The 15,019-nt window shown below is 66.4% G+C and carries 12 protein-coding genes and 1 pseudogene; 9 read left to right on the forward strand and 4 right to left on the reverse strand.

Annotated elements, in window-relative coordinates:
• Positions 1-479: 479 nt before the first annotated feature.
• The 3 genes and pseudogenes from QNO08_RS09190 (at position 480) to QNO08_RS09200 (ending at position 3,562) form a co-directional block, all read left to right on the forward strand.
• On the forward strand, positions 480-1,049 hold the full coding sequence (locus QNO08_RS09190) for a glycosyl-4,4'-diaponeurosporenoate acyltransferase CrtO family protein (protein ID WP_284155582.1): 570 nt from the start codon (positions 480-482) through the stop codon (positions 1,047-1,049).
• Between the two features lie 395 nt (positions 1,050-1,444).
• A pseudogene (locus QNO08_RS09195) lies at positions 1,445-2,392 on the forward strand (DUF2332 domain-containing protein); the annotation flags it as partial.
• Positions 2,393-2,458: 66 nt separating this feature from the next.
• The gene (locus QNO08_RS09200) at positions 2,459-3,562 is read left to right on the forward strand and encodes an ATP-binding protein (RefSeq protein WP_229965849.1); all 1,104 of its coding nucleotides are present in this window, start codon (positions 2,459-2,461) and stop codon (positions 3,560-3,562) included.
• Positions 3,563-3,581: 19 nt separating this feature from the next.
• Here QNO08_RS09200 and QNO08_RS09205 read toward each other — a convergent pair whose 3' ends face one another.
• Positions 3,582-4,874: a glycosyltransferase gene (locus QNO08_RS09205; RefSeq protein ID WP_229965848.1), complete on the reverse strand. Its 1,293-nt coding sequence runs from the start codon at positions 4,872-4,874 to the stop codon at positions 3,582-3,584.
• A 756-nt stretch (positions 4,875-5,630) separates the two neighbouring features.
• On the opposite strand from QNO08_RS09205, the gene QNO08_RS09210 reads away from it, so the two are divergent.
• Together QNO08_RS09210 and QNO08_RS09215 are read left to right on the forward strand one after the other, a co-directional pair.
• The gene (locus QNO08_RS09210) at positions 5,631-5,936 is read left to right on the forward strand and encodes a DUF4193 domain-containing protein (RefSeq protein ID WP_229965847.1); all 306 of its coding nucleotides are present in this window, start codon (positions 5,631-5,633) and stop codon (positions 5,934-5,936) included.
• Between the two features lie 143 nt (positions 5,937-6,079).
• A complete protein-coding gene (locus QNO08_RS09215) occupies positions 6,080-6,706 on the forward strand; it encodes a peptide deformylase (RefSeq protein ID WP_229965843.1) in 627 nt (208 codons plus the stop codon).
• 13 nt (positions 6,707-6,719) lie between these two features.
• Here the strand turns inward: QNO08_RS09215 and QNO08_RS09220 are convergent, their stop codons facing one another.
• Positions 6,720-8,753 (reverse strand): S9 family peptidase, encoded by a 2,034-nt coding sequence (locus tag QNO08_RS09220; protein WP_229965842.1) that lies wholly within the window; start codon positions 8,751-8,753, stop codon positions 6,720-6,722.
• 62 nt (positions 8,754-8,815) lie between these two features.
• On the opposite strand from QNO08_RS09220, the gene QNO08_RS09225 reads away from it, so the two are divergent.
• The 4 genes from QNO08_RS09225 (at position 8,816) to QNO08_RS09240 (ending at position 12,137) form a co-directional block, all read left to right on the forward strand.
• Positions 8,816-9,685, forward strand: a complete 870-nt coding sequence (locus QNO08_RS09225) for a methyltransferase domain-containing protein (RefSeq protein ID WP_229965841.1) — start codon at positions 8,816-8,818, stop codon at positions 9,683-9,685.
• A gap of 144 nt (positions 9,686-9,829) precedes the next feature.
• Positions 9,830-10,360, forward strand: a complete 531-nt coding sequence (locus QNO08_RS09230; RefSeq protein ID WP_229965840.1) for an NfeD family protein — start codon at positions 9,830-9,832, stop codon at positions 10,358-10,360.
• A 99-nt stretch (positions 10,361-10,459) separates the two neighbouring features.
• Positions 10,460-11,494, forward strand: coding sequence for an SPFH domain-containing protein (locus tag QNO08_RS09235; RefSeq protein WP_229965839.1), 1,035 nt, complete (start codon positions 10,460-10,462; stop codon positions 11,492-11,494).
• A gap of 286 nt (positions 11,495-11,780) precedes the next feature.
• The gene (locus tag QNO08_RS09240; protein ID WP_229965838.1) at positions 11,781-12,137 is read left to right on the forward strand and encodes an RNA polymerase-binding protein RbpA; all 357 of its coding nucleotides are present in this window, start codon (positions 11,781-11,783) and stop codon (positions 12,135-12,137) included.
• Between the two features lie 65 nt (positions 12,138-12,202).
• On the opposite strand, the gene QNO08_RS09245 is transcribed toward QNO08_RS09240, so the two are convergent.
• Positions 12,203-12,931 carry a polyprenol monophosphomannose synthase gene (locus tag QNO08_RS09245; protein ID WP_229965846.1) on the reverse strand — a complete coding sequence of 243 codons (729 nt, stop codon included), beginning with the start codon at positions 12,929-12,931 and terminating at the stop codon, positions 12,203-12,205.
• Between the two features lie 437 nt (positions 12,932-13,368).
• Positions 13,369-15,012, reverse strand: a complete 1,644-nt coding sequence (locus tag QNO08_RS09250) for an amidohydrolase (protein ID WP_229965837.1) — start codon at positions 15,010-15,012, stop codon at positions 13,369-13,371.
• Positions 15,013-15,019 lie beyond the last annotated feature (7 nt).

A 15,019-nucleotide genomic window follows, 5' to 3' on the forward strand; every position in this document is an offset into this window, starting at 1 on the left:
TTGTGCTTACCCAGTGTGCAGCTAACGAGTTCCCATTCAGTTGGGAGCTCCGTTCCCGGGCCGGAGTGCTCTGGCTGGTGAATCGAGCGCGAATGCAGCGAGCCGGGAACTGCGGGAGGAGTCGGGTCTAAATGTGGAGCCGTCGACACTGACACACCAATTGGCCGGTTTCGTCGAGACCTCAGCTCTCCTCGACTTCTACGTCACGCGCGAGGTCGAATGCGCGGCTGACGTTGCAACGTAGCGAAGTCATAGCGGCCGAGTGGTTGATGCCGGAGGTGATCGAACGGCGGCTGGCGGCGGCGTAATGGCAGATCCCTGGATCAACCGGCTGGACCCGCTATGGCCTTTGGTCAAGCGTGCGCTGAGCATTTCTCACTGAGGGATCGCCCTATGGGACAGCCCGGAGGAAGGCTCTGGCTAGAATCGGGGGCATGACAACGGGGGATCGACGAACAAGAGCAGCAGCACGCACCGAGATGAACATCCGACGAAGCACGTATCTCAGGTCACCGAGTGGACAACTTGGCTCGACGACTGCGGGTCTGGTGTTCGGTCTCGGACTAGCGGTCGCTGGCTGGTTCGCCATAGGACCCGATCACTTCGTCTACGCATTCGTTGTCCAGAGCGCCTTTCTCTTCATGGCGCTCCTGACAGGTCCAGCACTGGTGGACGTTGCCCGCTACCGCTACCGGGTCAGACCGTTCGAGCCACGGATTTACACCCTGCTGGGAGCGGAGGCACTCCGACGATTACTCGGCCTCGTCGGCTGGAACAGGATCATCGAACAGATGCGTCGAACAGAGCAAGGAGCATCAGTCACAGCCCGCTTCCTTAGAGGGACTGAGCAGTCCGAAACCGGTCACCTTCTCGGCTTCTCCGCCACCGCAGTACTGGCCATCATGGCCGCGGCTACATCACATCCTCGAGGTGCTGCACAGATTCTGCTTCTCGGGATGATCCTTCACTTGTATCCCGTCATGATCCAGCGCATCACGCGCTTTAGAATCACCAGCCGTCGAACCAACATCAATGGAAGCGGACACTGAAGGATCCTTCACCGGATGCTTCTTCCGGGCCCAGGTTGTTTCACGGGGCATGCTTGTTTTCGTGCCTTGGGTGTTTCGGTAAACGAGTTGGCGCATCACGCCAAACCATCGCTTCTCTTGAAAGCGGACAATTCGACCCGGGTTACCCCCTGCTTTCCGTGTCGCTCACCTTTTCCAAGTATCGGTCGAACTCCTTTTCACCCCGGACCCGGAAGATCTTGAATCCGTCCAAGATCTGCCGAAAAGATGCTGACTTGTAGTCTGATTTATGCGGCAAGTAGATTTGCTAAATGGACGCAAGGGTTCCTGCCGTTCATTTCGACAGCTGTCTGGCAGTTGTGTTTTAGGGTGAAGCCATGACCCCCGCCACAGCTGACGTTTAGCGGCGCTTCGCAGAGATTGAAGCGCGTCCCACCTCGCCGATGTACGCGGAGTGGGCGTCGTCCATTTCGGACGATCCGGCCGTGCTGGAATTGATCAGCGCGCTCCCGGGCATTAAAAAGCAGCCCAACCTGGTCTTTGCCGGCGCACGGTCCGCCGGTGCGCCGCTCGCCCCGTATCCCGAATTCCGCCATTGGCTTCTCAGGCATTGGCCCCGGGTTGAACCGATCATCAGGTCCCGGATGACCCAGACGAACGAGGCCAGCCGGTGCGCCGTGCTGCTGCCGCTGCTCAGCAGGATTGAGGGGCCGCTGGCGCTCATTGAAGCGGGAGCGTCGGCTGGTCTCTGCCTGTATCCGGATCGATACAGCTACCGCTATCGGAGCACGGCGGGGGAGCACCTTCTGCATCCGGCGGACGGACCCAGCGCCGTCGAGCTTCCCTGCTCCTTCGACGGCCCGACTCTGCCCTCCCGGCTGCCCGATGTGGTGTGGCGTGCCGGGATCGACCTGAATCCCCTGGACGTTCGTGACAGCGCGGACCTTGAGTGGCTCGACACGCTCGTGTGGCCGGAACACGAGGCCCGCCGGACCCGCCTCCGGGCGGCGGCCTCCATCGTCGCAGCCGACCCGCCGCACCTGGTCCGGGGCGACATGGTGGAGGCCCTGCCCCGCCTGGTCTCCGAGGCTCCGAAGGACGCCACGGTGGTCGTGTTCCACAGTTCAGTGCTGGTCTACCTGGACCAGGAGCGTCGCTCCCGCTTCCTGGACCTGGTGCAGTCCCTGGACGTGACCTGGATCAGCAACGAGGGGGAGCAGATTGTTCCGGCCATCGCAGCCCGCCTTCCCCGCGGCGCCGGCGGCAGGACCGTCCTGGCTCAGGACGGGACTCCCCGGGCGTTCACCGGACCGCACGGACAAAGTTACGAGGCGTTCGAGCCGCTGGCAGCACTCGGGAAGTGACAACCAGGGCGCCGCGCCGGGTTCACCCAAGTACACTGTGTACACAACTGTTCACAGGAGGACGTATTGGCATCGAATCCGGCGGGTAATCCGTTCCGGCCCACTGCAGGAGCCGAACCACCGCAGCTGATCGGCCGCGCCGGACTGCTGGACGAGTTCGCGTACGGACTGCGCATCCGTTCAGGCGCCCCGGGACTCCTGACCATCTTTACCGGCGCCCGGGGCATCGGCAAGACGGTCATGCTGGGCGAGGCGGAGGATGAGGCACGCAGCCAGGGCTGGGCCGTCGTCTCGGAGACCGCAACGCGCGGTTTCCTGGGTCGCATCGGCGAGTCCATGCGCGCGCACGCCGAGGAGCTCGGCGACGGGCCGCCCGGGCGCAGGATCACCGGAATCAGCGCCGCCGGTTTTTCGCTGACCACCGAACTGCCGCCCGAGCAGCAGACCGGATGGCGCCAGGTGGGCGAGCAGTTGTTGCGCCTGCTCGACGCCCAAAAAACCGGGCTGGCCATCACCCTGGACGAAATTCACGGTGCCGACCGGGATGAACTGGCCCAGCTCGCCGCCTCCGTGCAGCACTTCATCCGCGACGGGCTGCCGATCGCGCTGGTCTTCGCCGGGCTTCCCGCGGCGGTGTCCGACCTGCTCAATGAAGGAGTGGCCACGTTCCTCCGCAGAGCCGATCGGATCGATCTGCACGCTGCGGCCATCGACGAGGTGGAGGAGTCCTACCGGGAGACCTTCGCGGGTCTCGCCCATCCGCTGGATCCGGACCTGATCCGAACGGCCGCCGTGTCGACCGGCGGTTATCCGTTCCTGATCCAGCTCATTGGCTACCACCTCTGGCAGCTGGCCGAGGGCACCGACGGCCCGATGACCGCCGAAACCGTCGATCTGGCCCTAGCCGCCGCCCACCGGCGGAACACGCGCGTTGTCATCGGTGCGGCGCTCTCCACGGCGTCGCCCAAGGACCTCGACTTCCTCCGGGCCATGTCCGAAGATGACGGGCCGGCGTCCACCGCGGATATCGGAAAGCGGCTCGGTGACCAGAAAAACACGATCGGCAACTATCGGGCCCGGCTGATTGACGCTGGCCTGGTCCAGCCGGCCGGCCGAGGACTGCTGGACTTCGCCATTCCGGGGTTGCGGGAGCACCTGCGCCGCACCTGACGTCCGGCACGGCACGGACTTATCCGGAAAACCGGCTCTCCGGCCGGGCGGGAAGGTCCTCGAGTTCACTGACCAGCGGGCTGGTGGCGGCGTCGTGCGTGATGGCCGAACCGAGCTCCGCCGCAGCCTGGTGGTAGGTCCCGGCAGCCACGACGTCGGCGATGGCCCGGGCGATCCGCGGCGTCCGTGCACGGCGGGGGAGTGCGACGCCGGCACCTCTCACCGTGACACGCACGGCGTTGTCCGACTGGTCGCGGCCATGGGCAAGAATAACCATCGGCACTCCCGCAGCAAGTGACTTCATCACGGTGCCGTGGCCGCCGTGCGTGACCACGAGGCGTGCCTGCCGCAATATCTCCTGATGCGGAGCGGAGGCGACGACGGCGACATTGGCCGGCGCTCGAATCGCGTCCGGCCGGACGGCCGGCCCGGTGGTCACCAGCCCGCGCAGGGGAAGGCTCCCAAGTGCGTCCACAATGCGCTGCAGGCACTCGGCCTGGTTCTGGAATGTTGAGGACAGTGCAACGAGCACCAGCGGGTCATCACCGGACGTCGGCGCCCAGCTGTCGTTGACCGCCCATGACGGGTCGTCCAGCACTGGTCCGGCATAGCGGACGTTTGGCGGCAGCGGCGCGGGGAAGTCGAACGAGGCCGAGGTGAGCACAAGCTCACGCCTGGCGTGATGAAGCTGGTCCCAGGAATGTGCAATTGGCGCGAGCCCGTACTCTGCGCGAAGGGCATTGATGCGGGGCAGGGCATACCGGTCGAACACAGATGTGCTTGCCGTGTCCGCGGCCCAATCCCGCACGCGGCCCAGTGGGCCGCGGGCTGGCTGCAGCCCTGCACCGAACGGCGGCCGGCCCGGCGCGGGCAGGGCGTACAGATTCGGGAACAGGACGTCGAAGGGGACACCGCGCCCCTCGGCAGCGATCATGGCTCCGATGGCGGGGAAGGAGGTCAGCACCAGGTCCGGCGCCAGCTGCTCGAGGGCCCGGACCGTGTCCCGCGCCTGCGCCGGGGCCGGACCGGCAAACATGTGGTCGACGGTGCCGCGCAGCAGGCTCCTCGGGGTGCGGAGCTGCCAGTCCTGAAACTGGCCCCGGCTCTCGGTCCAGGGAATGAACGAGGCACCGGTGGCGTCCACCTGGTCGGCCATCGATTCCTCCGCGAGAACGGTGACCCGGTGGCCGCGGTCGAGGAGCCGCCGGGCGACGCCGAGTTCGGGCGGCACGGTTCCTCCGCCGTCCGTCAGCGCAAACAGATAATTGTTGACCGGTCCGGCCGGAGGGCTTGGGGCTGATGTCTCATTCATTGGCTTGACTCCCGGATTCTGCGTGCTGCTTCATCGGTCGCCGCTCAGCTACCCCGATTGTCCCACCGCCACAGCAGCGCGTCAGCAGGCCCCGGAAAGCCGGCAGGGGAGCCCCTTCTCGGCACTACTTGACATAATGTAGATTATCGGCGTTATATCCAAGCCCGCCGGAAGGGGTTTACCGTCAAATCAGCAACCTGGTGTTCGGGCACTCAATCCCCCGGATTTCGGCCTTTATTTCCGCGGCCAGCAGCTGCTGGCAGCTGCTCTTCCGGGCCCGCCGGCCGCTCCGGGCCGCAGCAAGCCAGAATGGGCCCAGACTGCACCTACAGGTCGCACCAAAACGCGGCACAACCCCTCCCGGATGCCCTGCCGAATGAGTTGACATAACGTCCCCCGGCATCGACGAACGAGTAAATTCTCCTGAGCCTGCTTGTTGACATAACGCGTCCCCCCCCCCGGGTCAGCCGGCCCCGCAGCTCACCCGCCAGCTTGTCATAACGTCCGTTCCGGCGTCCGGACAGCGAAGCCCAACCTGACATAACCGACAGTCCCGGCCCGTCCCCCCGCAACGTTCCCGGCCCGTTCGCAAGCCCGAACTTCCTTAAAACTGCCCAAAAAATAGGACGCCGATCACTTCCGCAGAAGCACAACAGGCCCTAAGATATGCCGTCACGCCTTCAGTTGGTGAAATCGGCCCATCTGCCTATATGATCTACGCTCAACCCCCCAAAATTCAGGAGATAAGCACTTTCCATGGCTACTGATTACGATGCTCCGCGCGTCAAGGAAGAAGACCGCCCCAGCGACTCCCTTGAAGGACTGAAAGCCCAGCAGCGCGGCGGCGCAATGACGGCTGTTCGGGACGTCGCTGACGAGACGGATGCCATCGACGGTTTCGAACTTCCCGGTGCTGACTTGTCCGGCGAAGAACTGCTCATCAAGGTTGTCCCGGCCCAGGCTGACGAGTTCACCTGCATGTCCTGCTTCCTGGTGCGGCACCGCTCACAGATCGCCAAGGAGAAGAACGGCGACGCGTACTGCGTGGACTGCGAAGGCTAGGACCACTGCTCCCCCGGCCCGGGTGCCAGCGGCTCAGCCGCGGCACCCGGGCCGGTTCTTTTTTGCCTCATTCAGTGTCAGTCGGCACCCGTGAAGGTCCAGCAGCTGGCCTGATCACGGCGGAAGGCAACTAGGATGGGGCGGTGCCCACAGAAACTCCCCGCATCCGCGATCTGGTCCTTCCACTGCTGGAAACGGAGCTGCCGCCGATCGTCCAACTGGGACATCCCGCTCTCCGCCAGCCCGCACTTCCCTACGACGGGCAGCTGACCGCCGGAGAGCTCAGTGCACTCATCACCCTGATGCGCCGGGTGATGCATGCCGCTCCTGGCGTTGGGCTGGCAGCGCCGCAGCTGGGCATCCCGCTGCAGATTGCCGTCCTGGAAGATCGGTTCGACGCCGATCCGGACATCACCGACGTCCGCGACCGCCACCCCCTGCCGTTCTTCACTGCAATCAATCCCCGCTACACGCCGGTGGGCGCGGAGACTGCAGAGTTTTTCGAGGGTTGCCTCTCCTTTAACGGTTATCAGGGCGTCGTGGCGCGTGCCCGATCCGTCTCGCTGCACTTCACCGACTCCGACGGCGCTGCCGTGCGCCGGGACTTCCAGGGCTGGCAGGCCCGGATTGTCCAGCATGAAACGGACCATCTGCACGGCACCGTCTACGTGGACAAGGTCCTGACCCGCTCACTGTGCAGCAACGCCGAATACCTGCGCCGCTGGGCCTCGCCGTCCATCGACGAGGCCCAGCGGATCCTGGGCTTCTAGGCTTCCGGGCGGCTTACGCGTTGCCCGGCTTCAGCCACTGCTCCCACCAGCGCAGGACGTGCTCAAAGCGCTGCCGCCGGTGCCACGGAGTTCCGGCCCGGGACAGCTCGTGGTTCTCGCCGGGGAACAGCAGCAGCTCCGCCGGAACGCCGTGCTGTTTCAAGGCGGTGTAGTAACGCTGGGCCTGCTCCACCGGACAGCGCAGGTCTTCCTCGGAGTGGATTACCAGCGTGGGGGTGCGCACGTCACCAACACGGGCCATGGGGCTCTGGGCGAGCACCTGATCAGTGTTGGTGCCGGTGTACTCGGGACCAAAGAACCAGCCGATGTCCGCCGATCCGGTGAAGGACAGCGGATCCAGGAAGCCGCGTTCCACGATGGCTGCGGTAAACCGGTGGTCGTTCGCCGTCGTCCAGGCGCTCAGGTAGCCGCCGTAGGAGCCGCCCATGACTCCCAAGCGGGCGCCGTCGAGCTCCGGATGCGCTGCCAGCACGCCCTCCAGGAAGGCCAGGACGTCGTCCAGGTCCCTGGTTCCCATGGCTTCCTTGATAACCCGGCCGTGCGCCTGTCCGTAACCTGCGGAACCGCGGGGGTTGCACTGCACCACCGCGTAGCCGGCAGCCGCGTACGCCTGCGCCTCGTCGAAATAGGCGCAGTCGAACTGTGCGAACGGACCGCCGTGGATGTTCAGCAGCACCGGATGCGGGCCCGGACCCTCGGGCAGGACCACCCAGCCGTGCACCGGATAACCGTCCCGGGACGGGTGGATTTCCTCGAGCGCGGGAGCCACCCTGGTGTCCTTCCGCAGCTGCGCCGAAAAATCAGTCAGCGGCCGCAGCCCGCCCGCTTCCAGCAGCGCCGCCTCCCCCATCGTGGTGCCGTCGGCATAGCTGACGACGACGGCGCCCGCCGCCGCCGCTGCGCCCTGGACCACGAGCGGGCCGGAGGCCAGCACCCGGCGCTCACCCCCGGCATCAATCTGCAGCAGTTCAACGGAGCCGCGCGTGCGGTTGAACACCAACACCTCCGACTCCCCCGCGGGCACGATGCCGCCTTCCGCCAGATCGGTATCCTCCGGGTCGGTGAGCCGCCGGGCCGGACCGTCCGAACCGGCCGGCAGCACGTACAGGGCAGTGTTGCGGGCCACAAAGTCCTTGCCGGTGCCGGAAAGGTCCTGGGCCAGGAAGTACAGCCACTGCCCGTCGGCGCTCGGGGTGGGCTCCGAAACTCCCAGGAGCGTTTCACTTTCAACTGCAGTGTTCGTCAGGCGTTCCGGTTCGGTCCCGGTCAGGGCCAGGGCGTAAATGTCCGAGACCAGGTCCTCGTCTGCGCCGGAGTGCAGCGCCACGGTGAACAGAACGTGCTTTCCATCGGCGGAGAACACCGGTGCCGTGGCGTCGGCGTCGGCATGCGTCAGCTGGCGGGCCTCGGGGAAGCCCCCGCCGATGCCGCCGTCAGCCGAGTCCCCGGCCTGTCCGGAGGCCTCCTTGGCCCGTCCAACCGGTGCGATCCAGGGCTCGGCATCCAGGGCGGGCAGGTCCAGCAGGAAGACCTGCACCCGCTTGTCCGCCGTGTAGCCGGCGCCGTTGGCCCGGTATTTGTAGCTGCTGATGAGCCGCGGGTCCTCGGCGCCGGGGCCAACGCCGTCGACCGTGCCGTACCGCCCGTGCGCCGGAACCCGGGACGAGAACACCAGCTGGGCGGAGTCCGGGGAGAAACGGAACCAGCTCACGCCCATTTTGGAGTCGGTCAGCCGGACCGGCTCTCCGCCTGCGGCGGGAACGGCGTACAGCTGCGGTTTGCCGCCGGGAACGGAGCGGAGGAATCCGAGCACTTCGCCGTCGGGCGAGAAACGCGGCTGGGTGTCCGCGAAGCCCTGGGTGATGCGCCGCGGAGTTCCGCCGCCCAGCGGCACTGACCAGAGCTGGCCCACGTAGGCGTCAGCGGCGAAGTCGGGCCGGGTTGCTGACACCACCGCCCGCGTGCCGTCCGGATGGATTGTAGGAACAGAGACAGAGTGCAGGAGATTCAGGTCACTTGGTTTCACCCGGTGAAGCCTACTACCGCGGGAATTCCCGGACGCCGCAGCGGCGCACCTAAGATGGAAGGATGCCCCCTGCTCCCGTGTCCCTGCTGTGCCCCGTCTGCCGCGGGCCTCTGGCCTCCCCGGGAGCAGGCGACGCCCCCGTCCTCACTTGCCCCGGCGGGCACCGGTACGACGCCGCACGGCAGGGATACTTCAACCTGCTCACCGGCTCCGGCACCAAATTCCAGGCCGATACCGCCGAGATGGTGCAGGCCCGGGTCGATTTCCTGGCCGCCGGACATTACCGGCCGATGGCTGACGAGCTCGCCGGCCTGGTGGCCGCTGCCACCCCCGAAGCGCCAACAGTGCTCGACGCCGGCGCCGGCACCGGCTACTACCTGGGCGTTGTCACGGAGAGGCTTCCGGCCGCTGACGCGGTGGCCCTGGACATTTCAAAGTTTGCACTGCGGCGCGCCGCGCGGGCGTTGCCGGCGGCCCGCTGCCTCGTCTGGGATGTGTGGCGCCCGCTGCCGCTGGCGGACGCCTCGGTGGATGCAGTGCTGAACGTGTTTGCACCCCGCAACGCCGCGGAATTCCGGCGCGTGCTGCGCGGGAACGGGGTCCTGGCCGTCGTCACGCCGCAACCGGCGCATCTGCAGGAAATCCGCACCCTGGCCGGGATGCTGGAGATCGGCGACGAGAAGGAATCCCGGGTCACGGGTGCCCTGGAGGAACATTTCCGCCCGGAACGGACCCTGCACTGCGAATACCGCATGCAGCTCTCCGCGGCCGACATCAGCAATGTCGCCCTCATGGGACCCTCCGCCCGCCACCTGGACCGGGAGGCCCTCGCCGGAAACCTTGCCCAGCTCACCGGCCCCGTCCCCGTCACGGCAGCGTTTTCGCTCCAGCTCTTTCGGGCAGCGGAACTCCCCCGAGGGGCCGGAGTATGACGCCGGACACGGAAAGCGGCACCCAAACGTTATAGTCGGCAACGGTGTTGCACGGACAAAACCGGTCCGCTTCAGGCAGAATGGGCAACACCGCCCGCACAACCCGACCGCCGGCCCATAGCCTGCGGAGCCGAAGGGAACGATATGCAGGACGTATACCAATGGCTGCTTGACTACGGCTGGGCCGTCTGGCTCGTGCTCTTCCTGGCCCTGGCCGCCATCGAAACGCTGACCCTCGACCTCTTTTTCGCCATGTTGTCAGTAGGCGCCCTGGGTGCCATGCTGGCAGCCCTCTTCGGAGCGCCGTTGTTTCTGCAGGTCGTGGTCTTCTGCATCGTGGCGCTGCTGATGATAGTCCTCGTCCGGCCGCTGGCGCTGAAGCACCTGGACCGGGGCCCCAAGGACCAGCGCTCCAACATTGACCGCCTCATCGGCGCACCGGCGCTCACCCTGGAAGCCGTCTCCGGCACCGCCGGAACCGTTAAGATCGGCGGCGACATCTGGACCGCGCGCACGCCTGACGGCTCCAGCCTGACCGCCGGCGCACCGGTCCTGGTGACCCGCATCGACGGGGCCACCGCCGTCGTCGTTCCCGCCCCTTCCGGTGCCCATTCCACCGAGGCGCATCCATCGGATGCCAGGCCCACTGACGAGCGCGGCAGCGAACAGCGCTGAGGAACCACCGCCGGAGACGGCGTTTTTATCCGGCGGCAGCCGCCGCCGGCACAGAACCAGGCGAGCCCGCTCGGGTCCGCCAAAACCTGAAGGGGGAATATGAGTCCCGGAACCACCGGCCTCATCATCATTCTGGCTGTACTGATAATTTTTGTCCTGGTCATCCTGGTGAAATCGGTCAAGATCATTCCGCAGGCACGCGCCGGCGTCGTCGAGCGGCTGGGTAAATACCAGCGCACGCTCAACCCGGGCCTGACCATCCTGATTCCGTTTGTGGACCGGCTGCTGCCGCTGCTGGACCTCCGCGAACAGGTGGTGTCCTTTCCTCCGCAGCAGGTGATCACCGAAGACAGCCTCGTGGTCTCGATCGACACGGTTGTTTACTTCCAGGTCACCGATCCGCGTGCCGCCACCTACGAAATTGCCAACTACATCCACGCGGTGGAGCAGCTGACCACCACCACCCTGCGCAACGTGGTCGGTGGCTTGAACCTCGAAGAAGCGTTGACCTCGCGCGACCGCATCAACGGCCAGCTGCGCGGCGTCCTTGACGAAGCCACCGGCCGCTGGGGCATCCGGGTGTCCCGGGTGGAGCTCAAGGCCATCGAACCGCCCCTGTCGATCCAGGACTCCATGGAGAAGCAGATGCGTGCCGAGCGCGAACGCCGCGCAACCATCCTGACGGCCGAGGGCACCAAGCAGGCCCAGATCCTGAACGCGGAAGGCCGCCGGCAGGCTGCCATCCTCGCTGCGGAAGGTGATGCGAAAGCCGACATCCTCCGGGCCGACGGCGAATCCCAGGCCATCCACAAGGTCTTCGAGGCCATTCACAAGGGCCGCCCGGATCAGAACCTGCTGGCGTACCAGTACCTGCAGACCCTGCCCAAGCTGGCGGAAGGAACCTCCAACAAGCTCTGGATCATCCCCAGTGAGCTGGGCGAGGCGCTGAAGGGCGTCGGCAGCGCATTGGGGAACTTTGTTCCCGACATGCCGGCAGCCAACGGCAGCACGCCGGCTGCTTCCGCGGCCAACGGATCGGTTCCGGACACCGCCGGGGCCGCATCCGGTCCGACAACAGCCGCTCCCACGGCGGAAGCTCCGACCCTCGCCGACTCCCCCGACGTTCAGCGCTAGCTGCCGCGGTTAGCGAAGCCGTCCGCGGCCGGTATAATTGGTTGTTTGCCGGGGTCTGTCCCTTGGCCCGCCCATTGAAACCGGTCGCGGACGTTCGCGTTGGAACATTTGGCGCGAAATCGGCGTTGAATTCATTGGGCCGCCTGCGGGACGGCACAGGAACTCGGATGCAGCCTCTGCGTTCGACGGCTCGGCGACACACACGTGAAGGTACCGGAGCGGAACGGTACCAACAGCACTACAGATGGGTCCCCTGTGGATCCTTCGGACTGAAGAGGGAGAAAAGATGAGCGATCGCAGCCTGCGGGGTATGCGCCTTGGCGCGCAGAGCATGGAGACTGAATCCGGCGTTGAGCCGGCTCCCCGCCAGCGGGTGGAATACCGCTGCGAGGACGGCGAACGGGTATTCGTGACGTTCGCCGCCGAGGCCGACGTTCCTCCGGTCTGGGTATCCAAGACCGGCAAGGAAGCCCTCCTGGTCGACGGCGAGAAGCCGGACACCAGCAACGACAAGCCGGTGCGTACGCACTGGGACATGCTGCTGGAACGCCGCAGCATTGAAGAGCTGGAAACGATCCTGCAGGACCGTCTGACTATCCTGCGCGAACGCCGCGGAGAGCGCACTTCTGCTTCGAAGAAGTAACTCCGCCGCATAAAGGGAGGGGGCTGCCGTCCGGCAGCCCCCTCCCTTTTGTTAACCCCGAAGGGTTAGCCGCGCTTGGTCAGCTTCTTCCAGCGGGCACCCAGGCCCCACTTGGTGACGTTGGCCATCGCTTCGAAGACAATGTTGCCGCTCATTTTGGAGGCGCCGAACTCACGCTCGACGAAGGTGATGGGCACCTCCTTGATGCTCAGCCCGAGGCGGGCCACACGGAACGTCATGTCCACCTGGAAGCCGTAGCCCACTGACTCCACGGCACTCAGGTCCAGCTTTTCCAGGGTGGTGCGCTGGAACGCCCGGTAGCCGGCGGTGATGTCCCGGACGCCGATTCCCAGCATCAGGCGGGAGTAGGTGCTTCCGCCCCTGGACAGGATTTTGCGGTGCAGCGGCCAGTTGACCACGGATCCGCCGGGCACCCAGCGCGAACCGATGACCAGATCCGCCCCTGCCTCGGCAGCGGCCAGCAGCAGCGGCAGCTGCTCGGGTTTGTGGGATCCGTCGGCATCCATCTCCACCAGGATGTCGTAGTCCCGCGCCAGGCCCCAGCGGAACCCGGCGATATACGCTGCCCCGAGGCCCTCTTTGCCTCTGCGGTGCAGGACATGGACCTGAGGATCGACGGCGGCGATTCCGTCCGCATAGGCGCCGGTGCCGTCCGGGCTGTTATCGTCCGCGATCAGTACATCCGAGTCCGGCACCGCCGCCCGCAGCCGCTGAAGCGTCTTGGGGAGGGATTCGATCTCGTTGTAGGTCGGGATGATGGTCAGGACGCGCACGCATTCGCCTTTCATTGGGAATAGGCTGCACGAACGCAGCCGTGGGGTCGGTACCCCGGCAAGACTTCCCAGTATATGGGAGTGAGCCTGCGCCAACGTCCAGCTCCAATGCCGCGCCGGTCACACACAAGGGCAGGCCCTGCCGCCTTCGGGCCAGCCCGGCCGAAGCCGGGGCTGTTTTCTACTGACGGTTGAGCCTGCCCTGGTGCGCACTGCGTACCTGGTCGGTACCCGGTTTTGGCCGCCGAGTACCCGGTCGGCACAGCGGTGCGGTGTGCGGTATTTCCTGCGCAGCAAATTCGGTTCCCCGAAGTCCGCCTGCGATTCCCTTAGCCTACGTGCTGTCTGATCTCTGTCAACAAGCTTCTGACTAGGTACTTTGACCGACGGTGCAGGTCACGCGGGCGAGCCGCCGCGGCTTTTCGGTGCGCCTGAACTCAGAAACCTACCGCCCGGTAGAGTTCGCTGCCGTCGTGGACGGTCAGCAGGCAGCGCGGCTGGTGTCCGGTATCCAGCGCCGGCAGCAGCGGGGTGCCCGCCCGGGGATCGGTGCTCCAGGAGGCACCCTTGGCATCGGGGGTCTGCACCATCAGCTCCTCGACTTCCCAGATGGCGTAGGACGCGGGCGCGCCCGGAGCCAGCTGGCCCAGCATGAAGTTTCCGGCCCCTGCGGCCCGCCATCCGGCCCTGGTATGGCCGATGAAAGCCGCCCGGGCGGAGATCCGCTCGGCCGGATTGGAATGGGAAATTGCGGCCCGGACGGCGGCCCAGGGATTCATCGGGATCACCGGTGAGTCCGACCCAAGGGCAACCATCACGCCGGCCGAAAGGAGGGACGCGAACCGGTTCATGGATCCGCTCCGCTCCCCCAGCCGCTGCTCGTAGAGACCGCCGGTGCCGCCCCAGGCGGCGTCGAAACCGGCCTGCATGCTGGCGACGGCGCCGAAGCGCACCAATTCGGCGATGGCGCCGTCGTCGGCCAGTTCCAAATGTTCCATGCGGTGGTGCGACGCACGGATGCGGTCCTCACCCACGGCGTCGGCCGCGATCCGCAGCCCGGCCAGGACCGTGTCCAGGCCGGCGTCGCCGATGACGTGGAAACCGCCCTGGAGACCGGCGCGGGTGGCCAGTTCCAAGTGTCGTCCGGCTTGCTCGGCGCTCAGGTACAGGGTGCCGCTGGACTCCGGGGCGTCGGTGTAGGGTGCGCGCAGGGCCGCGGTCCGGGCGCCGAGGGAACCGTCGATATTCAAGTCGCCGGCCAGCCCGATTAGCCGCCCTTCGAAGGGTGCGGTGATTTCGGCCAGTTCCGCCTCGGTCTGTGCCAGCTGTCCCCAGTAGGGAAGCACCTGCGGCAGGGGGTCCGCGCCCAGCGAGCCCTCCAGGCCCATCAGCTGGCGCAGGTCCTCGACGGGCGCAATGTGCGGCGCCGCCATTTCGGTCACGGCGATGATTCCCTGCCCGGCGGCGTGCTTCAGCGCAGCCTGCTGATAGCGCGACCGCTGCACCAGGTCCAGGGAGCGGGCGGCGGTGCGGGCCAGGGTGTGTGCGGCACGCACCACGAAGCCGTTGTCCCAGCCATCGTGCTCCGCCAGTTTCAGGGTGGCGGCGAGGGTTCCGGACACGACGGCGCAGTGCACGTCGGTCCGGGCCAGATACACGGGCCGGTCCCCCGAGGCGGCGTCCAGCTCCGCAGCCGTCGGCACCCGGCGCTCGGGCCACGCCGATTCGTCCCAGCCGTAGCCTGTGAGCAGCCCCTCAGTGCCGGCGGCAGCCTTGGCCACCAGCTCGAGGAGCTCCGCCAGCGAGGCCGCTCGGGAGAGGTCCAGGGCGGACAGCGCCGCTCCCGTTTCGGTGATGTGCGCGTGCGAGTCAACGAACCCGGGAGTGATGAGGGCGCCCTGCAGGTCCACGACCGTCATCCGTGAGTCCTGAATGGAGGTGGCGGCGTGTTCGGAGCCGACCCATGCCACGGTGTCCCCCTCCACCAGCATCGCCGTGGCGAACGGATCTGCCGCGCTGTAGACGGACCCGTTGCGGTAGAGCGTCAGCTGCGGGGTTCCGGAAGGAGGCTGGGTGTTCAAGGACTTA

It is taken from the genome of Arthrobacter sp. zg-Y820 (genome assembly GCF_030142155.1).
Lineage (GTDB): Bacteria > Actinomycetota > Actinomycetes > Actinomycetales > Micrococcaceae > Arthrobacter_B.